Source organism: Rhodothermus profundi (genome assembly GCF_900142415.1).
GTDB lineage: Bacteria > Bacteroidota > Rhodothermia > Rhodothermales > Rhodothermaceae > Rhodothermus > Rhodothermus profundi.
The window spans coordinates 59,421-82,228 of the sequence record NZ_FRAU01000004.1 but is presented as its reverse complement, the minus strand read 5'-3'; the positions used below and the strand labels follow the sequence as shown (position 1 = coordinate 82,228).

Genomic DNA, 22,808 nt, shown 5'->3' with positions numbered 1-22,808 from the left:
ATCCTATGCAGCCGGTCGAATAGGAGGTCAATGGCCTGGATTGAAATCATTCCTGAAGAAACGGCTACCGGCGAGCTGAAGGCACACTACGAAGAAATCCGGCAGCGCCGGGGTAAAATTTCAAATATTCTGGCCGTGCATAGCCTTCACCCGGGGGCCTTACGGGCGCATCTTGAACTGTATCTGCAGGTAATGTTTGCCCGCTCAGGGCTTTCCAGGGCCGAGCGCGAACTGATTGCTGTTGTGGTATCGGCTGCCAACCAATGCACGTATTGCGTGCAGCACCATGCCGAAGCGCTGAAGGCCTACTGGAAGGATGCAGCGCGTGTCGCTCAGGCTGTTGAGGATTATCGAAAGCTGGAATTGCCGGAACGCACCCGTGCCCTGCTGGATCATGCGGTCAAGCTAACACGCGCGCCTGATCGGGTGGAAGAAGCCGATCTGCAGCGACTGCGAGCTCTGGGATGGACCGATCGAGATCTATTAGACCTGACCTTGATCGTGGCATACTTCAACTTTGTCAATCGCATTGCACTGGGCCTGGGCGTTCAACCAGCGCCGGAAGAGGTGCAAGGGTATCGATACTAAGGGGCAGCGCTCTGGCTCTGCCGGAGGAAACCCACAGCCAGTCCCCGCCCGGGGTTCTGGTGAATCAGTGGAATTTTTATTCGGAAGCGCTTTCTAAACCGAGGTAGCACATTTTATATTCTGAAACCCTTTATGAAACGCATGAGAACCGCCATGCAACTGACAGACGCAACGGCAGAAGCCCAGACGTATTCTTTCTGGGAGCAGGTCAATCGCGTGTTCGACCGGGCAGCCGCGTATACCGATCATCCCAAAGGCTTGCTGGATCAGATTAAAGCCTGCAACAGCGTTTACCGGATGGAATTTCCCATCAAGCGGGACGATGGGTCCATCGAAGTCATTCGTGCTTATCGGGCCGAGCACAGCCATCATAAACTGCCTACCAAGGGCGGCATCCGGTACGCAGAAAATGTTACGGAAGATGAGGTGATGGCGCTGGCCGCTCTGATGACGTACAAATGCGCCATTGTAGACGTGCCGTTTGGAGGGGCCAAGGGAGGGGTTAAGATTGATCGGCGGAAGTACAGTGAAACCGAGCTGGAGCGCATCACGCGTCGGTATACGTTCGAGCTGCTGCGCAAGAATTTCATTGGTCCCGGGATAGATGTCCCGGCGCCGGATTACGGGACGGGTCCTCGCGAGATGGCCTGGATGCTGGATACCTACAATTCCTTCTCTTCGAATCCGCTGGAAGCGCTGGCCTGCGTGACCGGTAAGCCGGTGGGACAGGGGGGCGTGCGCGGCCGTAAAGAAGCTACAGGACGAGGAGTGTTTTTTGGCGTGCGGGAGGCCTGTAGTGTGGTAGAGGATATGGAAGCGCTGGGGTTACAGCCCGGGCTTTCCGGAAAGCGTGTGGTTGTGCAGGGACTGGGAAATGTCGGCTACCATGCGGCCAAGTTTCTTGCCGAAGGGGGGGCTGTCCTGGTGGGCCTGGCTGAAATCGAAGGGGCTATCTACAATCCGGACGGCCTTGATCTGGAGGCGGTGATGGAGCATCGGCGGCGCACCGGCTCGATCCTGAATTTTCCCGGGGCAAAGAACCTTGAGCGCTCACAGGATGCCCTGGAGCTTCCCTGCGATATTCTGGTTCCGGCTGCCCTGGAAAATCAGATTACTGTAGAGAATGCCCCGCGCATTCAGGCTAAAATCATAGCGGAAGCAGCCAACGGGCCGGTTACGATTGAAGCGGAGGAGATTCTGCTAAAGAAAGGCGTCCTGATCATTCCGGATATTTACCTGAACGCAGGGGGCGTAACGGTCTCCTATTTCGAATGGCTGCGCAATCTGTACCACGTACGGTTTGGGCGCCTGAGCAAACGCTTTGAGGAGCGCACGTTCAGCCGTATTCTGGAAGTTATTGAGGATCTGACCGGCAAAAGGGTCCCTGTGGAGCTTGTGCAGGAAGTGGCGCATGGCGCCGATGAGGAGGATCTGGTCAATTCCGGTCTGGAAGAAACCATGATTAATGCCTACCAGGAGATTCTGGCGATTCGTCGTAAGCATAGCGTAGACCTGCGCACGGCTGCCTTTATCGACGCCATTGACAAGGTAGCCCGGTCATACCTGGAACTGGGCATCTTTCCGTAATCGGGATGGGCGCGTGCAAATAAGGGCCGGAGGAACCTCCGGCCCTTATTTTTTAACGGATGGACACATCAGGCCACATGCGGGCCAGCGGGGTGCCATGGAGTTGCCGAAGCATTTCGAGGGTAGGCCGGTGCGCTGCCAGCCAGCGGGTCGTTGGGGATCCAGTCAGGTGTAGCCAGGCCTGCCGAACCCTGGCTTCCAACTGTTCGGCCAATTGCTCCGCAAAGGTTTTGGGGCGCGGCAGCACGCGGATGCGATACGTACCTGGTGCTAACCCGGCCTTTTCTGCCGCAATGGCAATAGCCCGGTCCAGTCCACCCAGCACGTCTACCAGCCCGATACGATGAGCGGTCTCACCAATCCAGACGCGCCCGCCTCCCACCGCATCGACCGAATCGACTGGTAGTCCGCGCGCCTGGGCTACCCGATCAAGGAAGGCGCGGTAGGTAGCCATAATGGTCTGTTGCAGGCGTTCCACTTCATAAGGTTCCGGGGGCACCAGACCTGAAAACATATCGGCGTAGGGACTGGTGCGTAGCAGGTCGAACGTAATGCCGAGTTTGTTTTCCAGGAGACCACCGGCATTGAAGAAGATGCCGATCACGCCGATGGAGCCGGTGATGGTTAGCGGATCGGCAACAATGGTATCGGCGGCTGTGCTGATCCAGTACCCACCGGAAGCCGCCACATCGCCCATAGAGACAATAACTGGTTTTTCGTCGGCAGTGCGCCGGATTGCCTGCCACATGGCCTCCGAAGCCGCCGCCGAGCCTCCGGGCGAGTTGATGCGGAGCACGACAGCTTTTACGCGATCGCTCTGGCGCGCCTCCTCCAGCGCTGCGATCAGCGTTTCACTCCCCAGAAGCTGATTGCCAAACAGGGGAAGCGGAACCGGTTGCTGCTGGCTTTTGCCCGGAATGATGGTGCCTACCGCATAGATAACGGCGATCTCGCCCTCGTTACCGACAGGTAATCCGGCCGCGCGATCGGGCACGCGCACGTACTGGCGCAAAGAGATGCGGCGCAGCGTTTCGTCTGGTTCATAGCCCAGGTGCGCTTTCAACATCTGCTGGATCTGTCCGGCGTCGCGCAGCCCGTCGAGCAACCCGGCCTGCACCGCTTCCTCGGCAGTAAGCAACACCTGCTCCGTCGCCAGGCGGTCCAGCGCCTCTATGGAAAGCCCCCGGGCCTGGGCCACGGTTTCCAGAAAGCGACGGTTGTAGGTGTTGAGTAAGGCCTGCAACTGCAGCCGGTTTTCTTCAGAGAGATGCTCTCGAACGAACGGCTCGCCAGCGCTTTTGAACGCGCCAGCGCGCACAACCTGCGCTTCGACGTCCAGCCAGTCAAGCAAACGCTTATAGAAAGTGGCGGTAAGATAAAAGCCATTGAATTCGAAAAATGATTCAGGTCCGGCGAACACGCTGTCGGCGGCGCTGGCAAGGAAGTAGGTTGCCTCGTCCATGCCAAAGTCTTCGCACGAGGCAATCAGCAGCTTGCCGCTGGACTTGAAATCGACCAGGGCAGCGCGAATCTCTTCCAGCGTGGCCCAGGAGAGCTGTGGGCTCTGGAGTCGAAGCCAGACCGCTTCGATGCGTTGATCGGCAGCCGCTTTTTTCAGCGCGTGGGTCAGGTCACGGAGTCCGTAGGGAGGTTCTTCCAGAAGCAGACGGTTGAGGGGGTCGTGCGAGACCACTTCCGGGATCGACCCGCTTAACCTGATTACCAGTACCGAGCCTGACCGGACCGTCGGCGGTTGCTCTACAAGCGAAGCAAGCCCTGCCAGAAACAGGAACGTGAACAGAAAGAGCAATCCAATGGCAATTAGGGTACCGAGTATGCTGGCCAGCAGCGTGGAAAGAAAACGCATGGCAGATTTTGGACTGTTGGTTGCAGTGCAACCTGAAGATACGATGGCTATCCTTACGACAGACAAGATCGAGAAGTTACGGAATAGTTGGAAGAGCACGCAGAAAGAAGACGTGGGAAACCGCCTTTGCTAAAAGGCGGTTGGAAATACGGCCATTTACGTCGAATCAGCGATCAACTTCCGTGGAACATCGTATGCGTGTACCGGTGCGGTCTGGACAGGTGCGGCGACGGAAACCACCCTATCGGGTGGCCCGGAAGGATGATCCGGCAGCGCCGCTGAACGAGCGGGAGCGGCAAATTTTGCGGTTGGTAGTTGAGAGCTTTATTGACACCGCAGGTCCGGTCGGTTCGCACTTTCTGGCCCGGCGGTATTCGATCGGCCTGAGCCCGGCTTCCATTCGCAATACGATGAGTGACCTGGAAGAGATGGGCTACCTGGACCATCCCTATACGTCGGCTGGTCGGGTACCTACGGACCTGGGCTACCGGACCTTTGTGGATGCATTGATGGACGTGCCCGAACTGGCACCGGACGAGCGCCGGTTGCTCCAGCAAAGGGTGCGGGAGATCGGCAACGATCCAGAAGAGCTGTGGCGGGAAAGTACGCGGTTGCTTGGACAGCTTTCTCGCCTGTTAGGCGTAGTGCTAACGCCCCGGCTCTCGACCGGTGTGCTTGAGCGACTCGAAGTGGTGCCGCTTTCGTCGACGCGGGCTATGTTCGTGCTCAGCGTGCGGGGCGGTCTGGTGCGCACCATTCTTGTGGAACTGGCCTCGGGATTGAGCCGGCGAGATCTTGAGCTGGTGGTCGCGTTGCTCAATGAGCGCCTGGCCGGATTGACTCTGGCGGCAATCCGGCAGAGCTGTCACTGGCGTCTGAGGGATCTAGAAGACCGTACAGGCCTGGTCCAACTGGTGCTGGATGAAGCGCCCACGCTGTTCAGTGAGCCTAATGAAGGGCGCGTGCGCTTTGGAGGCACCCAGTATATCATGGGCCAGCCCGAATTTCAGCAACCGGAAGAATTGCGCAATCTGTTTCTTCTCCTGGAAGATGAGGAGGAGCTGGTGCGGCTATTGGAGGGAACGGAAGGGCCTGAAGACGTTGAAGTAGGCCGCGCCCAGGTTTCGATTGGGCGCGAGAATTGCGACGAAAAAGTGGAAAGATTTTCGATTGTTACGGCCCGTTATCGGCTGGGAGATGCCGTGGGAACCATCGGCGTGATCGGGCCTACCCGTATGGATTACCGGCGCGTGCTGGCGCTGGTGCAAGAGATGGCCTTGCTGCTGAGCCGTCCTATCGATGAAACGGTAAACTGAAGGGGAACGCAGGGAAGCCATGACGCACATGTCGGAGGAAATGAAACCCGCAGCCGATGCGGAACAGGTAAACGAAACGGAAAATGCACCGGCGACGCCCGAAGCGGAAACTGCCGCTTCGGAGATGTCGCTGGAGGAGAATGACCTGGTGGCTCGCATTGAACAACTGGAGGCAGAGTTGGCGCAGGTGCAGGATAAGTTCCTGCGCACAGCGGCCGAATTGCAAAACTATCGCCGGCGCGTTGAGCAGGAAAAGCGGCAACTGCTGGAAATGGGTAAGGCGCTGGCAATCCGTCCCCTCCTGGAAGTGCTGGATGATCTGGAACGCTCCCTGGAAGCTGCGCGTCAGGCGGAAGAGCAAGATCCAGGTGCTGCCTATCATAAATTGCGTGAAGGCGTTGAACTGGTGCATCAGAAGTTTCTGGATGAACTGGCCCGGCTGGGCGTGCAACCCATTGAGGCCGTTGGGCAGCCCTTTGATCCAACCGTGCACGAAGCCATGATGCAGCAACCGGCGCCGGAAGGGGTGACGCCCGGTACGGTGCTGCAGGAAATGCAGAAAGGGTACCGTATGGGTGAGCGCATCCTCCGGCACAGCCGGGTTGTGGTAGCTGCCCCGCCAAACGGAGATAGCCAGGCCTGAGGCCGTTGTCTATGCGCGACTATTACGAAGTGCTCGGGGTGGACCGGAACGCCACGCAGGAGGAGATCAAGCGCGCGTATCGTAAGCTCGCCCTGCAGTACCACCCCGACCGCAATCCCAACGATAAGGAAGCAGAGGCCCGTTTCAAGGAAATCGCTGAAGCGTACGAAGTCCTTTCGGACCCTGAAAAACGGCGGCGCTATGACCGCTACGGGCATGCGGGCGTGCGCGGCAATGGCATGCCCGAAGGAGGGCCTTTTGAGGACTTAAATGATATCTTCAGTGCCTTTCATGACATTTTCGGGGCCTCGGGCTCCGTCTTCGAAGAGGTATTTGGGGGCGGACGCCGGCGCGCGCGTCGGGAAGCGCACGGTCGCGCCGGCGGCGACATCCATGTCAAAGTCCAGTTGACCCTGGAGGAGATTGCGGAGGGCGTCGAAAAAGAGGTTACCGTTCGCAAATATGTGCCCTGCAAGAGTTGCAAGGGCACCGGTGCAGAAGGAGGCACGGCAGGGTACACCACCTGTCCTACCTGCCGAGGAGCGGGCGAGCTGCGGCAGGTTTCGCGCTCCATTTTTGGACAGTTTATCAACATCCAGACGTGTCCGCACTGCGGAGGTACCGGTCGAATTTTGCGTAACCGTTGCCCGGATTGTGGCGGAAGCGGACGCCACATGGCCGAGGAGATCATTCGCATAACGATTCCGCCCGGAGCACTTGAAGGCCATTACCTGACTATTCGGGGAGCCGGACATGCAGGCGTTAAGGGGGGACCACCTGGCGACCTGATTGTCGAAATCGAAGAGCTGCCGCACGAACACTTCGTGCGCGAGGGGTTGGATATTTACTACGATTTGATCATCTCTTTTCCGGAGGCAGCGCTGGGCACGGAAGTCGAAGTGCCTACGCTACGTGGGCGCGCTCGGCTCCAGATTGATCCAGGTATTCAGTCTGGAAAAATACTGCGCATGCGAGGACGGGGACTACCCGAGCTGAACGGGCCTGGACGGGGCGATCAATTCATCCGGGTCCACGTATGGACGCCCACAGAATTGACGGACGAAGAACGGCAAATCCTGGAACGCCTCCGCACCTCCCCTTCGTTCCAACCACGCCTGGAAGAGGGTCGCCGGTCTTTCTTCAGTCGCTTCAAGGATGCTTTCCGTTAAGGAGCCGTTGCCGGATAGCATGACCACACATGCCCTGGGAGAAGTGCTGCGACAGGTAATGCGGCGGGTGCCGTCGCCGGTTACGGTGGTGACAGCAGCTGCCGATGGTGAAATGCGGGGCATCACCATTGGCTCCTTTACGAGCGTCTCGTTGGAGCCGCCGCTTATTTCTTTCAATGTAGCTCGACGGGCTCGCATGCATCCGCTGCTGCTGCAGGCTCGCTATTTTGCCGTGCATATCCTGGGAGCCGAGCAAGTGGCATTGAGCCAGCGCTTTGCTGAGCCCGGCTTGAGCGGGCAGGAGCAGTTTGAGGGATTGGCTTATCAGCTGCACGCCGAAGGCACTCCTGTGCTGGAAGGCGTGCTGGCCGTGTTGCACTGCCGACCGTATCGCAGGCTCGAGGCAGGTGATCACACGATCTTTGTGGGCGAGGTGATGGAAATTGAGGTGCGGGAGGAGGGGCCACCTTTGCTTTACTACAATCGGACCTACCGTGCGGTCGGTGAAACGCTGGTACCCTCGTTACTGTTAAGCAGCGCTGCGCCAAAAAGCGCAAAGTCGTAACGCACCGGATCCTCTGGGCAAAGCTGTCGGCAGATCGCGGTGAGTTCTTGAACAGCCTTCCAGTCGTTGGCGTTGCGGCGCAGCAACCCCCAGGCCCGTGCCTGCCGTCCCACGTGCACGTCCAGCGGTATTACCAGTTGGGCGGGCCGTACCGTTTGCCACAGTCCCAGATCGACAGGGCCTGAACGTACCATCCAGCGAAAGTAAAGCGCCAGTCGTTTACAGGCGCTACCCGCAGAGGGGCGGGGTAGATGTTTGCGCAGGCGCTGAGGCGTTTCCGGTAGGAGGCAGAGCGCCCGGCTCAGGGCTTCGATAGCGGGACCAATGTCCGGGGCATCAGAGGAGAGATGGGCAGCCACGAAGCGTTCGATTGTCTCATACCGGGTTAGCAGAACCTGGAGGTTGCGGGTAAGCCAGAAAGCATCTTCCGGTTGGAAGGTCCGGTGCCGAAAAGTGCGCAGCCGGTCTGCGTCGCGTTCCGGCGCAAAGAAGCGCACAAAGTGGTAGGGGCGATAGTCCATGCGCGCGCACAGCTCCTCCAGTTTGCGCAGAATGAGCGAGCGGCGTCCCCAGGCCAGCAGCGCCGCATACAAACCGATTACTTCCTGATCGCGCGGGTCATCGAAGGCGTGGGGAATGGCAATCGGATCGGTGGCAATAAAATCCGGTTGTTCATAGCGGCTAACCAGCGCATCCAGCATCTGGCGGTCAATTTCCATCATACGCTTGGTGGTAACGCTGGGAGTTGGTCGAGACGCGCAAAGAGCTCGGCCGCGCGACGTAAATCTACGTTTCCTCCGCTGAGAATGAGCCCGACCCGCTGTCCGGCAACAGCGACGCGATTTTCGAGGAGGGCGGCCAGGGGCAGGGCGCCGGTTGGCTCGATCACCAGCTTGAGCCGCTCCCAGAGTACGTACATGGCCTGCAGAATGGCCTTTTCCGAAACGGTTACCATGTCGTCCACATACTGCCGCACGAGCGGAAACGTGAGGTGGCCCAGCGAAGGCGTGCGGGCACCGTCGGCGATGGTGTCTGGATTGTGCACGCGGTGCAGCCGGCCGGTTCGGAACGAACGCGTAGCATCGTCGGCCTGCGCCGGCTCAACCCCCACGACACGGCACCGGGGCGCCAGTGCGCGAGCGCTGAGGGCTGAACCGGAAAGCAACCCACCGCCCCCGCAGGGCACCAGCAGCACGTCCAGCGGTCCTACCTCCTCCAGTAGTTCACGAGCGGCTGTGCCCTGGCCTGCTATGATGTGCGGATGATCGTAGGGAGGAATGATCGCCAGGCCTCGCTCAGCCGCCAGTTGCTGGCCGAGCGCCTCGCGCGTGGTTTGCTCGGGATCGTAAAACACCAGCTCGGCGCCATAGCTGGCGGTAGCTCTGCGTTTGACCTCCGGCGCGTTCTGCGGCATGACCACCGTAACCGGTACGCCCAGCAGGCGTCCGGCCAGGGCTAACGCCTGGGCATGATTGCCCGAGGAGTAGGTGAGCACGCCCCGGCGGCGTTCGGCTTCAGACAGAGTTGCCATTGCATTATAGGCTCCGCGGAATTTAAAGGAGCCTGTTCGCTGAAAATTCTCACACTTGAAGAACAAGCTGGCCTGCGTCAGGCGGTTCAGCGTGCGGCTGCGCATCACCGGCGTGCGATGCGCGATGCCCTCCAGCCGTCGGGCGGCGGCTTGGACGTCAGTGTAGGTGGGAAGAGAGATAATCATAAATATTTATAATAGAAAGCGCTTTTTCATAAAAAAGTATATTGATAGTATTTGTTTACCTTAATAAGTTGTATAAGGTAGGTGTAACAACTAATAAAACTTGTCGTGTTATGCGGAGGGTACATTTCTGCTTGCTGTTTAAAACCCTTTTGCTCGTCTCTGTGGTCCAGGCTCAGGAGATTCATCTGGGAGCCGATGTGGTAAGCCGGTATGTCTGGCGTGGAATGGACTTTGGCGAATCCATGAGCGTGCAGCCCGGTTTGAGCCTCTCCGTGGGCGCGTTGACCGTAGGCACGTGGGCCTCCTATGCGCTTACAGCCTCTGGAGCCGGGGCCAACGAGCACGACCTGTATCTCAGTCTTGATCTGGGGGCCCTGTCGGTGGGGGTAACCGATTATTACTTCCCAGCGCCGAATGGGGCGAAGTTTTTCGACTTTGACGATGATGGTCAGGGCGCGCATTATCTGGAGCCATTTATCCAGATCAGAGGTCCCGAGACAGCTCCTTTTACCCTGCACGCCAGCATTTTTGCCTACAACGACCCAGACAATACGATTTACCTGGAGGGACAGTATCCGTTTACGGTAGGCGACGTGGAAATGCGGTTGACTGTGGGGGTAGTAGCGGGGCAGAGTGCGCTCTACAACACGGGCGATGTAACGCTGGTTAATCTAGGACTTGCTGCTTCGCGCACCATCCAGATTACCGAAGCGTTCAGCCTGCCTGTGTTTGTGCACTACATTCTGAATCCTAATCCGCGCGTGGAGCGCTCGTACCTGGTGTTTGGGTTCAGTCTCTGAGTTGTGCTGCGGGGGGAAGTGCAAGGGGCGTCCCGGTGCATGACTACCGGGACGCCCCTTTGTGGTTCAGGCGTTTGCGTCGCCGTTCGGGGGCTGTTGCTCGGCTGGCGGAAGCTCTTGCGGAGGCGCGGGGCGACGCTCAATGATCACGTCTACGTCACTCACCAGGGCGGCAATCGCGCCAACAGCAGCCAGCGTTGGGGCAAACAGCACCGCCGCTGCAGCGCCGCCTACGCCAACAGAAAGCGGAAACTCGAGTAAGACGCGATTATCTTTCTTCAGAATTACCCGCCGAGCGTTTCCTTCTTCAATAATTTCCCGAATGCGATCCAGCAGTTGGCCGCCCCGAACTTTGAAGGTTTCAAAGTGGTGCCTGGGATCCGTCATGGCTCCTCCCTGAGATCGACGAAGTGAAACGGCGTTCGTCGATCCTTACGGCAAGGACGCACCTTCGGTTGCAGGACAACCGGAAAAGATTTGCAACGTCTCAGTTAATGGTGGTATGCAGGCGAAATTCAAACCAGAGCAGCATCGCTGCGTCTGTTTCGCCAAAAGGACAGCCCACCTTACGATAAGCCGCCCATACCCGATGATACAACGCCAGGATGTAGCGCTGAAGTACCGGCGGCAGCTCGGCAACGGCTTCGGGATCAAACGTAAATGACATCGGACGATCAGGCACCTCTTTCATGGCAATACATCCGGACAGTGGTCGGCCTACGGGGGGAATCGACCGAAACCGCGCCGAGTTAAGCTCGGGTCGAGGATTGCGCCTTTTTTTGCTAACAGATTGCGCCAAAAGTTGGCTGGCGGAAAGGGCTCTTCGCTACACTACTTCGCGTGCTTTGGAAGTACTACAACATCAAAACCGCAGCATAAATTAAAGACACCGCAGTCTTCAAATCAACCAGCGTAATTTTATGCGACCACTCTCTGCCCTGTGCTCGGAGCCGGTCTCACTCGTGGTGGACCGTGAGGGCGTTATTCGCTCGGTAAGTCCTGGCCATATGGGGTGGCTGCGCGCTGGACGCCATCGGCTACTCGGGCATCCCTGGTGGGAGTTAATTCATCCCAACGACCGCCAACAGGTCGTGCAGCGTGTGCGAAGCATGCAACGCGGCCAGGAAAAGCCGGAAGGATGGCGGGTGCGCGTGCGTAGTGGGTCCGGTACGTGGCGTTGGATCCAGATGACCGCCAAGCGACAACCCGGCGGATTTATCCGTTTGTCGTTAAACCAGATGAATGTAGCCGGTTAAAGTAGCCATGCGGTGCAGTCTGGGGTATGTATGGGCCCTGGTGAGTACTCTGGGCGTGCTGGGGGCGGGCATGGGACGGGCGCAGCCAGTCTCCTGCGCCTCGCGCACAGGCCAGAATGCTACCCTGTTACTTCCGGCCGAAGCGTTTCAGGGACTTGATATTCGGCCGGGCGACTTTTTGCTCGCCTACACGCCGGAGGGGCGCTGCGCTGGAAAAGTCCGCTGGGAAGGACATAATGCGGTGCTGACGCTCTGGGCGGATGATCCCATGACACCGGACAAAGAAGGATTTGCGATAGGCGATCGCTTGCGCCTGGTGCGCTGGCGTCCCGGAGAGCGACCGCTTTCCCTGCACCTTATTCTGGCAACAGAACGCGCTTACTGGATTTCTGTGGATCGCTACGTGCCAGACGGCATCTATCGAGTGCGGCATGTGGTACCGGACTCCTAAAGGAAACCTCCTCCTTTTCTGAAGAATACCACCGCACATCCCTGTGCAACAGCCCGGCTCCAAACCAATGAAATCGCTGGATCCAGCCGTTTGTACCGTCTGGCGTATTAAATGGATGCTCTGGACCCTGGCCGGGCTGCTGCTTGCGCTTTTTTATGAGCTAACGCATCTGTTCGAGCCAGAGCGAGGAACTCCCCCGGGCTTCTGGGTACTCCTGGTTCTTCTGGTTGGGGGCGGGCTGAGCTGGTGGCTGCCAGCGCTGCGCTACCGGTACTGGCGATATGCGTTGAAGCCAGAGGAGCTTGTGCTGGAACGCGGGGTGCTGGTGCGGGTGCGGACAATTGTGCCGCTGCGACGCGTGCAACATCTAGACATTGCCCAGGATCTGATCGAACGAGAATTTGGGCTGGCGCGCGTCGTGTTGCATACGGCAGGCACGCGGCATGGTGCCGTTGTGTTGCCCGGCCTGCGCCTGGAGCAGGCTGAGGCGTTGCGGGATGAGATCAAGCGATATTTGCTGGAGGAGACTCTCTAATGGAGCGCCCGTCTGAGGCATCCATCGAAACGCCGCAGTTTCGCCGGCTTCACCCGCTGACGCTCCTGGTGCGCTTGTTAATGAGCCTGCCGGCCTTCCTTGTATTGCTGTTTCCAGCGCTTCAGGGGCAGACGGTGGACCGCTGGACGCTTTTTATGATGATGCTGTATGGTCTGCTGGCCCTTCCTCTGATTCTAGCGCACTATCTTCGCTTTCGGTATGCCCTTACGCCGCGCGAGCTGATTATTGAAAGTGGAGTGCTGACGCACCGCCGGCGAAGCATTCCGATTGATCGAATTCAAAATGTACAAATCGAACGCACGCTGCTTGCCCGCATGCTGGGACTGGCCCGGGTGCGCATTGAAACGGCCGGTAGCACGGAAACCGAGGGAGAGATTGCCTTTGTCAGCCTGCCGGAAGCGCAACGCCTCAAGGAGCAGGTGCATGCTTTCCGAAGGGGAGCGATAGCTGAACAGGAACTGGAGCCAACGCGCGCGCTGCTTTTTTCCATGACGCTCGGCCAGCTACTTCACTCCGGCGCCTTTCGTTTTTCGCTGGTATATCTGGCCGGTATGTTTTCCGTCATGGAGTACCTGAAGTTGACGCCTGAAGAGCTGATCGACTGGATCGTACGCGGGCAGCTTCACTGGGTGCAAGAAGCGTTTGAGCAAACGCCGCTACTGGCCGCTGCCGCTACCCTGCTGCTGGCAGCCCTTTTAGGATGGGGAGCGGGAATCGTGGTGCACGTGGTTCGCTTTTATGGCTTTCAACTATGGAAAGAAGGTGAGCGGTTTTACCGACGCAGTGGCCTGTTTACGGTAGCGGAGAGCGTCGTGCCCAAGCGTCGGATTCAGGCGCTGGTCATCCGAACCAATCCGCTTATGCAGCGCTTCGGGTGGTACGTGCTGGAAGCTCAGTTGATGGGGCTGGACCGTGAAGCCCAAAAAATGCAGACGCTGGTGCCTTTTGGACGCGCGGACACCATTCAGCAAATCGCGGCGCATGTGTGGCCGCTGCATTTGCCCTCGGCGTGGCATCGGGTCTCGCCCCGCATGATCCAGCGCGTCGCGGTGCGCTATCTGTTGGTCGGGACCGGGCTGCTGCTGGGGATAGGGTGGATCTGGCCGGAAGTGCGCTGGCTGCTGATCGGATTGCCCGTGGGGGCTCCACTGATGGCCTGGTTGCAGTATCGCCGCCATGGATATGCCCTGCAGGGCGCATACTTGTTCGTGCGGCAGGGCGTTTTCCGACACCGCATCTGGTGTCTGCCCTACCAGAAAATGCAGGTCTTTTCGCTGACGCGCTCGTTGTTTCAGCGTCGGTGGGGATTGGCCAGTTTACAGATTGATATGGCTGGAGCGCCAGCTATAGGCGGTCCACAACTTCGTGATTTGCCCGAGGCTACAGCCACCGAGCTGTTACAGCTTATCTATGAGCGCTTCCAGGCGCATTGCCGAACGCAACCTTCGGCGTTGTAGAGGCTTGCTGCGGGCACGTTCAGAAAGGCATTTTTCGGGGGGGCAGAGGAGCGGCGCAGCCAGTCCCGAATGGTCGGGTTGATGGGCGCCGAGAAACGCTACGGCTTTTCTTCCAGCGAAAGAAAGCTAAGCGGGGGCAAAACAGAAGGTGCTGCGTACAAATTCATCAAAGCAAAAAATATGCATATGCATCCCCTGTCGTTGCCAGGTACGGTATGGCTGGACACGGCGCTGCCCGACGACGAAAACCGGCGGAGCTTGTTATTTGTGCGGCCAGTCCGGGTATTGCAGGCAGATACGCCGGAGCAGGTTTTGCCGCTGTTGCGTGCGCTGGATGGAGCGGTAGCGGCTGGCTACTATGTGGCTGGCTACATAAGCTACGAGGCAGGGTATGCCCTCGCGCCGGTGCCGCTGCAGGTACCAGACGAGGCAGGACCGCTTGCCTGGTTTGGCGTCTATGAAATGCCACATGTGCTTCCGCCGGCCAGCACGGCGGTGGTAGCAGGAGAGGTAGGATCCTATGCACTGCAAGATCTGCACCTGGCGCTTTCGCGGGAAGCATATCGCGAACGGGTGCAGCATATTCGGAGATTAATCCGCGAAGGCGAGGTCTACCAGATCAATTTTACAATGCCGCTGCGTTTTCGCCTGGAAGGCGATCCGCTGGCCTTTTATCTGGCGTTGCGGCGGCAGCAGCCGGTAGCGTATGCTGCGTTTATCAACACGGGCGAACGCCTGGTACTGAGCCTCTCACCTGAGCTATTTTTTCGGCGGGAAGGATTGCGGATCTACACGCGGCCTATGAAGGGGACGGCGCGGCGATCCGCACTTCCGGAAGAAGATGCACGGTTGGCTGAAGCATTGCGCACCGACGAAAAGAATCGGGCCGAAAACTTGATGATCGTTGATCTATTGCGCAACGACCTGTCGGTCTGCTGCGAGCCTGGGTCGGTGGTAGTGTCCGACCTGTTTCGCGTGGAGGCTTATCCGACCGTCTGGCAGATGACCTCGACGGTGGAAGGCCAGTTGCGGCCGACGGTTTCGTACGCCGACCTGTTCCGCGCCTTGTTTCCGTCAGGGTCGGTGACGGGAGCGCCCAAGCCGCGTGCGATGCAACACATTACGCGCCTGGAGCCCGCACCGCGTGGCGTCTATTGTGGGGCCATCGGTTATGCGGCACCGGGCGGCGAGGCTGTCTTTAACGTGGCCATTCGCACGCTGGAGCTAACGGGGGAAGAAGGACGCATGGGCGTGGGCAGTGGCATTGTATGGGATTCAGATCCAGAGGCAGAGTACGAAGAATGCTGGTTGAAAGGGCAGTTTCTGCGAGCAGCGGCTGAGCCGTTTGCGCTCATTGAAACCATGCGCTGCGAGCAGGGACGCATTCCGCTGCTGGAAATGCATCTGGAGCGACTGCGGCGGTCTGCTGCGCACTTTGGCTTTGCCCTGGATGAAGCGCAGTTGCGGGCACAACTGGCCCAGGTGCAGCAGGCCCTGCCTTCCGAAAAGATATGGCGTTTGCGTTTGACGCTGGACGTAACGGGACGGATAACGTTGACCAGCGCCGAGCTGGAGCCAGCGCCGGATCGTCCCTGGCGACTCTGCATAGCACATGAGCGGTTGGATCCTTCCGATCCGCTGCGCTATCATAAGACAACCCGTCGGGCTCATTACGAAGCAGCGTATCTGCAGGCGCGCGCAGCGGGCTACGATGAGGTGCTGTTTTTGAACACGCGCGGTGAAGTCTGTGAAGGCTCGCGTACCAACCTGTTTGTGCAGATAGGGGGACGGCTCTACACGCCGCCGGTTTCGTGTGGTCTGCTGCCTGGCGTTTACCGGCAGTACGTGCTGCGCACCCGCAAGGATGTAGCAGAGCGGGTGTTGACGCTGGCTGACCTGCGCCGCGCCGAGGCGCTCTACGTGTGTAATGCCGTGCGCGGGTGGCAGGCAGCCACTCTGGAGGTGCCCGAACCGGTGCTTTCCCTCATGTAGAAGGTTCCATGGCCGGCGAAACAGTTAGTCTGGAGCATCTGGAGACGCTGCTGGACGAAACGCCCCCGTTTAATGTGCTCTCCGGGGCGGAGCGACGACAGCTCTTTGAAGAGGCGTTGTTGGCTTTCTACGAGCCGGGCATGGAAATTCTGGCGCAGGGGGTCGTGCCGGCCCATCCTCGCTATTTGTACCTGGTGGTAGCCGGTGCGGTGCAACTAACAGACGAAAGGGGCCAACTAATCGATCGTTGCGAAGAAGGGGACGTATTCGGCCATTACGCATTACTCCGGGAAGGGCCGTTTCCCTATGAGGCGCGGGCTATTGAACCCACGCAGTGCGTGCTGATTCCAGAGTCTGCCTTTTTCCGGGTGTATCGATCCAATCAGGCGTTTGCCGCTTTTTTTGAGAGCGACCTGGCGGCGTTCATGTCGCGCCTGCACCGAGCGCATGTCGATGCAGTAGGCGCGCAGCTTTTGCTCAACACACCGCTCCGGATGCTGGTGCGCCGACCGCCGGTCGGGTGTGCTCCTGAAACGCCGGTGCAGATTGGCGCCCAGATCATGCGGGATGAGCGGGTGGGGTCCATTCTCGTAATGGACAACAATCGATGCCCCGTAGGCATTCTGACCAATAGCGACCTGCGCGATAAGGTGGTGGCGGAAGGACGGCTGCCCGACATGCCAGTGCAGGCTTTAATGAGTGCACCGCCGATCACGATAGCCGCCGATGCGCCGCTCCTGGAAGGGCTGGTACTGATGGCGCGTCATGGGCTGCACCATCTTGTACTTACCGAAGATGGCACGGCAGCCAGCCCGGTGGTTGGGGTCGTTTCCGGCCAGGATATTGCCCATGCGCGCGGGCATGATCCCGTGGCCACGATTAAACGCATCGAACAGGCCGATACATTGGAGGCGCTGGCTGCGTTGCGCAGGGAAGCGTTCGTATTGCTGCGTCAACTGCGGCAGCAGGGCATGCCAGCCATTGGTCTGCTGCGCATCAGCACGGAGCTGAATGACCGGGTGGTGATCCGTGCGCTGGAGCTTGTAGAGGCCAAACTTCGGGAAGAGCAGCCTGATCAGATTCCGGACCTTCCGTGGGTCTGGATGGCGCTGGGCAGCGAGGGGCGTCGGGAGATGAGCTTCAAGACCGATCAGGATAATGCCCTCATGTATGCCGATCCCTGCGAGGAAAGGCGAGCCCGCCGGGCAGAGCAATGGTTGGGAGAACTGGCGCAGCGCGCCAATAGCGCGTTGGAGCAGGTAGGATTCCCGCGATGTCCGGCCGATATGATGGCGGCCAACCCTCGCTGGCGACAGGCACTGAGCGGATGGAAGCGTACGTTTCGGCGCTGGATCTTTGAGCCGGACGAGAAAGCGCTGTTGCACGCTTCCATCTTTTTCGATTTGCGCGCCCTCTATGGGGCCGGTGAACTGGTCGAGCAGCTTAAAGAGGATCTCCAGCAAGCCCTGCAGGTGGAGCGAGGGTTTCTGGCGTTCATGATGCGCAATGCGCTACGGAATCGCCCTCCCCTTTCCTTTTTCCGAAGGTTCGTGCTGGACCGTTCCGGCGAGCAACGTCCGGGTTTTGACATCAAACTGCGCGGGCTGATGCCGATCACCGATCTGGCTCGCATTCTGGCTTTAGAGGCCGGCTTCCTGCGCACAACCGGGACGCTTGATCGGCTGCAGGCGGCTGCCGACCGAATACCTGAAGTGCGGCAGACCTGCCAGAACCTGCAGGAAGCCTATCGTTTCTTGACAGAACTGCGTCTGGATCATCAGATCCGCCAGATTGAGGAAGGACAGATGCCCGACAATCATATCGCACCGGAGCAACTCAACGCCGTGCAGCGCAAGGTGCTCAAAATTGTGTTCGCTATGATTCAGGAAGCGCAGGAAGCACTGGCTATGCGCTACGGGGCACATATGATGCGCCTGTGAGCGCTTGATTTTTTGTCCGCAAAACCGGTTATTGGCGCCGTCGTGGTTTGATTGCTCAGCAGAGGACATAACGCGGCTCGACACGTATGGCGACACCGGGTACAGATCGGGGCCAGTGGGGCTCTCGGATCGGGTTTATTCTGGCAGCGGCCGGTTCGGCTGTTGGACTTGGCAACATCTGGCGTTTTCCCTACATTACCGGGCAGAGTGGAGGGGCGGCATTTGTGGTGATCTACCTCATCTGTGTGGCGCTAATCTGCGTGCCCTATCTGTTTGCAGAGCTGGTGCTGGGGCGGCACACGCAGAAAAATCCTGTTGGTGCAATACGTGCGCTTCGGCCAGGTTCGCCCTGGGTGTGGGTTGGAGGGCTCTGCGTGATAACCGGCGTGTTCATTTTGAGTTACTATGCAGTGATTGCGGGGTGGACGTTTGGCTACATCTTCAAGAATTTGCTGTTTGCCCACTTAGACTTCGGGCACTTCATTGCCAGCCCCTGGATTGTGATGCCACTTTTTGCACTTTTTCTGGGGCTGACCATGCTGGTGGTATTTGGCGGTGTGGAAGAAGGCATTGAGCGCTGGTCAAAGGTGCTCATGCCGTTACTGATTCTGTTGATGGTGGTGCTCATTGTACGGGCAGTAACGCTGCCAGGCGCTGAAAAGGGACTGGCTTTTTATCTGAAACCAGATTTCTCCAAGGTAACGGGCGAGGTCATTGTGGCCGCACTGGGACAGGCCTTCTTTTCGCTCAGCCTTGGAATGGGCGCCATGATTACGTACGGCTCCTACCTGTCGCGTCGTGAGAATGTGGTCGTGGCCGGTTCTTACGTGGCCCTTTTCGATACGCTTATCGCATTGATGGCGGGCTTTATGATTTTTCCTGCGGTTTTTGCTGCCGGCCACGACCCGGCCAGCGGTCCGGCGCTGGTCTTTATTGTGCTGCCAGAAATTTTTCAGGCATTGCCGCTGGGCAATCTGATTGGCGCCTTGTTTTTCCTGCTACTGTCCATTGCCGCGTTAACCTCTACGGTGTCGCTGCTGGAGGTGGTCGTGGCCTATTTTGTCGATGAGCGACGCTGGAGTCGAAAGAAGTCCGTATGGACCGTAGGCGCCCTGACATTTGTGATCGGGTTGCCTTCAGCGCTTTCGCAGGGGACGGTAGCCGGACTGAGCAACATGGACTGGCTGTTCGGTCCCGACGGACTGCTAGGGCAGCACGATTTCCTGAGCATCATGGATGCGATCTGGGGAAATCTGGCCCTGGCCCTGGGAGCGCTGCTGATCAGCATTTTTGTGGGCTGGGTCTGGGGAGTTGAGCGGGCAGCAGAAGAGTTGCGGCTGGGAAGTCGGGTATCTCCTGGCCTGGTGCGGCTGTGGCAGTTCTTTGTGCGTTACATCTGTCCGGTGGTCATCTTTATTATTCTGATGAATGTCTTCCGGGGCTACCTGGGATAAGGCGGCATGGTGCTTGTTGCCAGAGGGGTAGCAGGGAAGAGGAACCCGGAGGCCGGACCGTCGTCAATCCCTTGCAATCGGGGTTTTTTGTGGTAAATTGTAAAGAAATTGTGTGTTGAACCAACCGGGGCCCGATGCCCCTACGGCCTTGGAAGCTGACGCACCGCCATCTCGCGTTGTTTTTTACGGGTTAGCGTTACCTTTTGTGCTGGACGCGGAGCCGGCAGCGCTTATCACGGCGGGTGTGCTCTTTGTGCTGTTGCTGCTGGTTTCTGCGTTGCTGTCAGGTTCGGAGGCCGCCCTGATGTCGTTACGAATGGGCCAGCTTCCGACCGGTGAAGCGGCAGATCCGACTGCGCGTCGTCTGCAGGAGCTACTGGCTCGTCCGCGCCATCTGGTGATTACGCTCCAACTGCTCAACACGCTCGCCAACATAGGGGCAGCGCTGATGGCAGTGCTTTTGGCAGCGCATCTGGCGTGGAAAGCGCAATGGTCTCCCGGACTGGCGCTGCTGGTGGAGTTGCTGGTGGTGGCCCTTGTGCTCCTGGTGGTAGGTGAGATTACGCCGCGTTTGCTGGCCGGCCGGTTTGCCGAATCCTTCGCGCGGTGGATAGCTGTGCCTGTGTGGGTGCTGCAACGCGTGTTGTATCCGGTGACCGAAGTACTGGTCCGGCTGACGGCTTTCTTGCAGCGACGGTTGCGGGTGTCGGAGCGTCCGCTTTCCGCAGAAGAGCTGAAAGCCCTGGAGGTGGTGCGCGATGGTAGTGTGCTGGGCGAAGACGAGCGGGAGCTGCTGGCAGCAATCCTGGAGTTCGGGGAGACGACTGTTCGCGAAATCATGGTGAGCCGGCTCGACATTGTTGCGATCCCGGAGACGGCCACCTTCGGAGAAGTGCTTGAATGCATTCGTACCAGTGGCCATTCTCGCCTGCCCCTGTATGCCGAGCATCTGGACAATATTCAGGGAATCGTCTATGCCAAAGATCTGTTGCCGTACCTGGGACGGGCTAAACTGGACCGGCCATTAAACTGGCGACAAATAGCTCGTCCTGCGATGTTTGTGCCCCTCAGTAAGCGACTTGACGACCTGCTGCGAGATTTCCAGCGTCGTAAAACGCACATGGCTATTGTGGTGGATGAATATGGCGGCACAGCGGGCCTGGTAACCCTGGAAGACGTGCTGGAAGAAATTGTGGGCGATATCCGGGACGAGCATGACGAAAGCGAACCTGTTCTGTATGAGCAGATCGATGCGCACACCTATCGGGTGGATGCCCGCATGAATCTGGATGACCTGGCGGAGCTGTTAGGGGTTGATCTGAACACGGAGGCGTTTGACTTTGAAACGCTGGGCGGGTTGATTTTCCACCTGCTTGGGGTGATCCCCGAGCCAGGCGATGCGGTGCAATACGGCCCGTTGCATTTGCGCGTGGAAACGGTGGACAACCACCGGATCGGCCAGGTGCTGGTGCGGGTTGAACCTACGCCGGTGACCGTCCGAAAAAATGGAAACGGACAGGGAAAATGACATGGCTTCTGGTGGTTGTCGGACTGGGGTGCTGCACGCGGGCTGCTGAGATTCCGGCGCAGGGGAGCAAGGAAGTGCGCTGGCAGGTTCTGCGGAGCCCGGAAGCAAAAAAAGAGCCGCAAGCTGACGCATGGCTTGCCTACGATAAGGTGCAGCACCTGACCTTTTCCTTTCTCTGGACGCTCAGTAGCCAGTATGCGCTGGAGCAGAAGGCGGGATGGGCAACAGGACGGGCATTGCCGCTGGCCGCCGGCACCTCAGCAGCCATTGGACTTGCCAAGGAACTGTACGACTGGAAAGTGGGTCCAAGACGGCGCTTCAGCTATCGCGATCTGGTGGCAGATGGGGTGGGGATTGTCCTGGCTATTGGCTTTATTATGTGGTAACCCTACCCGCTGGTAAACAAGGCAGAAAGGCCGCCTAAACCATGGACGAAATTAAAGAATATTGTGGCATTTTTGGTGTCTATAACGCCCCTAATGCCGCGCGTCTGATCTACTATGGATTGCATGCCCTCCAGCATCGGGGTCAGGAATCAGCAGGTATCGTAACGTCTACCTACGATGAGGTGCGCCAGCGTCCTGTGATGCCTGTGCACAAAGATTTCGGGCTGGTACTCGACGTGTTTGACGACCCTTCCCTCTTTGAAACCAAGCTGCTGGGGCGAGCGGGCATCGGACACAACCGATACTCAACAAGCGGCTCGGCTACCAACCCGGCCAACATCCAACCGTTTGTGGTGCATTACCGAGGGGGTAACATTGCGCTGGCGCACAATGGCAACTTGTCCAATGCCCGGGAGCTGCGCCAGGCTTTTAGCGAGCGCGGCACCCTGTTTCAGACAACCAGCGATAGTGAGCTGATCCTGCACCTGATTGCCCAGAGCCGTCGCCAGCGTCAGATCGATCAAATCATTGATGCCCTGACGCAACTCGAAGGGGCTTTTTCGCTGCTAATCCTGACGGATACCAGCTTGATCGCCGTACGGGATCCTAATGGCTTTCGTCCACTGGCGCTGGGACGGTTGCGCAATGAAGAGGGCTCGTGGGCCTACTGCGTGGCCAGTGAAACGTGCGCGTTCGACATGATCGGCGCCGAGTATGTGCGCGACATTGCCCCCGGCGAAATTCTCGTTATTGATCAAAAAGGATGTGAAACGGGCGAGTTTGATCACTACTTCCTGCCCTGCCGCTACCGGGTGAGCCAGTGCATTTTTGAGTACGTCTATTTTGCCCGGCCCGACTCCAAGGTGTTCGGCGAAATGGTGGATAAAGTGCGACGCAAGCTGGGCAAGCAACTGGCACACGAAGCACCCGTCCCGATGGTTGAGGCAGATGAAAAACCGCCGATCGTGATTTCGGTCCCGGACTCTTCCAACACCATTGCTTTAGGATACACCACCGAGTGCCAGAAGTTAGGGTACCGCTGCCGCTATGAAATTGGCCTGATCCGTAACCACTATGTAGGGCGCACCTTCATTGCGCCGGGCCAGGATCGCCGGGAAATGCGCGTGCGGTGCAAGTTTAACACGGTCGAAGGGGTATTGCGCGACCGCATTGTGGTGGTGGTAGACGACTCAATCGTGCGCGGCACTACCTCGCGCTTTTTGGTCAACATGATCCGTCAGGCCGGAGCGCGGGAGGTGCACCTTCGCATTGCCTCACCGCCGGTCATTAGTCCCTGTTTCTACGGAATGGATTTCCCCAGCGCCGAAGAATTGCTGGCCAACAAATTTGCCAGCATTGAAGAAATGCGACAGTGGTTGGGGGTCGATTCGCTGGCTTACTTATCGGTGGAAGGATTAATGGCTGCGGTCCGGGCAGCCCATCCCGACGGGCTGGACTACTGCAACGCCTGTTTTACGGCCGACTACCCGGTGCCGGTCGAGATGGGCGTAACCAAGGAAGAAAACGAATGGTAAG

The 22,808-nt window shown here is 58.5% G+C and carries 22 protein-coding genes; 17 read left to right on the top strand and 5 right to left on the bottom strand.

The features are described 5' to 3' along the window. Positions 1 to 30: 30 nt before the first annotated feature. Together BUA15_RS06905 and BUA15_RS06900 are read left to right on the top strand one after the other, a co-directional pair. Positions 31 to 588: a peroxidase-related enzyme gene (locus tag BUA15_RS06905; RefSeq protein WP_072715257.1), complete on the top strand. Its 558-nt coding sequence runs from the start codon at positions 31 to 33 to the stop codon at positions 586 to 588. A 153-nt stretch (positions 589 to 741) separates the two neighbouring features. Beyond that, positions 742 to 2,175 (top strand): Glu/Leu/Phe/Val family dehydrogenase, encoded by a 1,434-nt coding sequence (locus BUA15_RS06900; protein ID WP_072715256.1) that lies wholly within the window; start codon positions 742 to 744, stop codon positions 2,173 to 2,175. 52 nt (positions 2,176 to 2,227) lie between these two features. Here the strand turns inward: BUA15_RS06900 and sppA are convergent, their stop codons facing one another. Next, on the bottom strand, positions 2,228 to 4,042 hold the full coding sequence (sppA, locus tag BUA15_RS06895) for a signal peptide peptidase SppA (RefSeq protein WP_072715255.1): 1,815 nt from the start codon (positions 4,040 to 4,042) through the stop codon (positions 2,228 to 2,230). Positions 4,043 to 4,236: 194 nt separating this feature from the next. Here sppA and hrcA point away from each other — a divergent pair, with 194 nt between their 5' ends. Genes hrcA through BUA15_RS06875 form a run of 4 tightly spaced genes read left to right on the top strand, consistent with a single transcriptional unit; the run spans position 4,237 to position 7,735 of the window. After that, positions 4,237 to 5,358: a heat-inducible transcriptional repressor HrcA gene (hrcA, locus tag BUA15_RS06890; protein WP_072715254.1), complete on the top strand. Its 1,122-nt coding sequence runs from the start codon at positions 4,237 to 4,239 to the stop codon at positions 5,356 to 5,358. A 19-nt stretch (positions 5,359 to 5,377) separates the two neighbouring features. Next, positions 5,378 to 6,001, top strand: coding sequence for a nucleotide exchange factor GrpE (locus BUA15_RS06885; protein WP_245771959.1), 624 nt, complete (start codon positions 5,378 to 5,380; stop codon positions 5,999 to 6,001). An 11-nt stretch (positions 6,002 to 6,012) separates the two neighbouring features. Next, on the top strand, positions 6,013 to 7,170 hold the full coding sequence (gene dnaJ / locus BUA15_RS06880) for a molecular chaperone DnaJ (RefSeq protein ID WP_072715253.1): 1,158 nt from the start codon (positions 6,013 to 6,015) through the stop codon (positions 7,168 to 7,170). A 19-nt stretch (positions 7,171 to 7,189) separates the two neighbouring features. Then, entirely contained in the window at positions 7,190 to 7,735 is a 546-nt protein-coding gene (locus BUA15_RS06875; RefSeq protein WP_072715252.1) for a flavin reductase family protein, read from the top strand. On the opposite strand, the gene BUA15_RS06870 is transcribed toward BUA15_RS06875, so the two are convergent. Continuing rightward, complete coding sequence (locus BUA15_RS06870; RefSeq protein ID WP_245771958.1) at positions 7,660 to 8,457, bottom strand: TIGR02757 family protein; 798 nt, start codon at positions 8,455 to 8,457, stop codon at positions 7,660 to 7,662. The two genes, BUA15_RS06875 and BUA15_RS06870, sit on opposite strands and share 76 nt — an antisense overlap. After that, positions 8,454 to 9,452, bottom strand: coding sequence for a threo-3-hydroxy-L-aspartate ammonia-lyase (locus tag BUA15_RS06865; protein WP_072715250.1), 999 nt, complete (start codon positions 9,450 to 9,452; stop codon positions 8,454 to 8,456). Before BUA15_RS06865 ends, BUA15_RS06870 begins: the two co-directional genes overlap by 4 nt. 110 nt (positions 9,453 to 9,562) lie before the next feature. Here BUA15_RS06865 and BUA15_RS06860 point away from each other — a divergent pair, with 110 nt between their 5' ends. Beyond that, entirely contained in the window at positions 9,563 to 10,252 is a 690-nt protein-coding gene (locus BUA15_RS06860; protein WP_072715249.1) for a TorF family putative porin, read from the top strand. A 66-nt stretch (positions 10,253 to 10,318) separates the two neighbouring features. Here BUA15_RS06860 and BUA15_RS06855 read toward each other — a convergent pair whose 3' ends face one another. Together BUA15_RS06855 and BUA15_RS06850 are read right to left on the bottom strand one after the other, a co-directional pair. Then, the gene (locus tag BUA15_RS06855; RefSeq protein WP_072715248.1) at positions 10,319 to 10,639 is read right to left on the bottom strand and encodes a DUF4342 domain-containing protein; all 321 of its coding nucleotides are present in this window, start codon (positions 10,637 to 10,639) and stop codon (positions 10,319 to 10,321) included. A 100-nt stretch (positions 10,640 to 10,739) separates the two neighbouring features. Further along, complete coding sequence (locus BUA15_RS06850; protein ID WP_072715247.1) at positions 10,740 to 10,943, bottom strand: hypothetical protein; 204 nt, start codon at positions 10,941 to 10,943, stop codon at positions 10,740 to 10,742. A 229-nt stretch (positions 10,944 to 11,172) separates the two neighbouring features. Here BUA15_RS06850 and BUA15_RS06845 point away from each other — a divergent pair, with 229 nt between their 5' ends. The 10 genes from BUA15_RS06845 (at position 11,173) to purF (ending at position 22,807) form a co-directional block, all read left to right on the top strand. After that, positions 11,173 to 11,508: a PAS domain-containing protein gene (locus tag BUA15_RS06845; RefSeq protein ID WP_072715246.1), complete on the top strand. Its 336-nt coding sequence runs from the start codon at positions 11,173 to 11,175 to the stop codon at positions 11,506 to 11,508. 7 nt (positions 11,509 to 11,515) lie between these two features. Continuing rightward, on the top strand, positions 11,516 to 11,959 hold the full coding sequence (locus BUA15_RS06840; RefSeq protein ID WP_072715245.1) for a hypothetical protein: 444 nt from the start codon (positions 11,516 to 11,518) through the stop codon (positions 11,957 to 11,959). 67 nt (positions 11,960 to 12,026) lie between these two features. Continuing rightward, positions 12,027 to 12,494 (top strand): PH domain-containing protein, encoded by a 468-nt coding sequence (locus tag BUA15_RS06835; protein ID WP_072715244.1) that lies wholly within the window; start codon positions 12,027 to 12,029, stop codon positions 12,492 to 12,494. Then, positions 12,494 to 13,972 (top strand): PH domain-containing protein, encoded by a 1,479-nt coding sequence (locus BUA15_RS06830; RefSeq protein WP_072715243.1) that lies wholly within the window; start codon positions 12,494 to 12,496, stop codon positions 13,970 to 13,972. The genes BUA15_RS06835 and BUA15_RS06830 overlap by 1 nt, the downstream gene beginning before the upstream one ends. A gap of 180 nt (positions 13,973 to 14,152) precedes the next feature. Then, the gene (gene pabB, locus BUA15_RS06825) at positions 14,153 to 15,964 is read left to right on the top strand and encodes an aminodeoxychorismate synthase component I (RefSeq protein ID WP_245771957.1); all 1,812 of its coding nucleotides are present in this window, start codon (positions 14,153 to 14,155) and stop codon (positions 15,962 to 15,964) included. Between the two features lie 8 nt (positions 15,965 to 15,972). After that, positions 15,973 to 17,904 carry a putative nucleotidyltransferase substrate binding domain-containing protein gene (locus BUA15_RS06820; protein WP_072715242.1) on the top strand — a complete coding sequence of 644 codons (1,932 nt, stop codon included), beginning with the start codon at positions 15,973 to 15,975 and terminating at the stop codon, positions 17,902 to 17,904. Positions 17,905 to 17,990: 86 nt separating this feature from the next. After that, positions 17,991 to 19,358, top strand: a complete 1,368-nt coding sequence (locus tag BUA15_RS06815; RefSeq protein WP_072715241.1) for a sodium-dependent transporter — start codon at positions 17,991 to 17,993, stop codon at positions 19,356 to 19,358. 148 nt (positions 19,359 to 19,506) lie between these two features. Beyond that, positions 19,507 to 20,886, top strand: coding sequence for a hemolysin family protein (locus tag BUA15_RS06810; protein WP_245771956.1), 1,380 nt, complete (start codon positions 19,507 to 19,509; stop codon positions 20,884 to 20,886). Beyond that, on the top strand, positions 20,883 to 21,272 hold the full coding sequence (locus BUA15_RS06805) for a YfiM family lipoprotein (RefSeq protein WP_072715240.1): 390 nt from the start codon (positions 20,883 to 20,885) through the stop codon (positions 21,270 to 21,272). The genes BUA15_RS06810 and BUA15_RS06805 overlap by 4 nt, the downstream gene beginning before the upstream one ends. Positions 21,273 to 21,313: 41 nt before the next feature. Next, the gene (gene purF, locus BUA15_RS06800; protein ID WP_072715239.1) at positions 21,314 to 22,807 is read left to right on the top strand and encodes an amidophosphoribosyltransferase; all 1,494 of its coding nucleotides are present in this window, start codon (positions 21,314 to 21,316) and stop codon (positions 22,805 to 22,807) included. The last annotated feature ends 1 nt before the right edge of the window (position 22,808 follow it).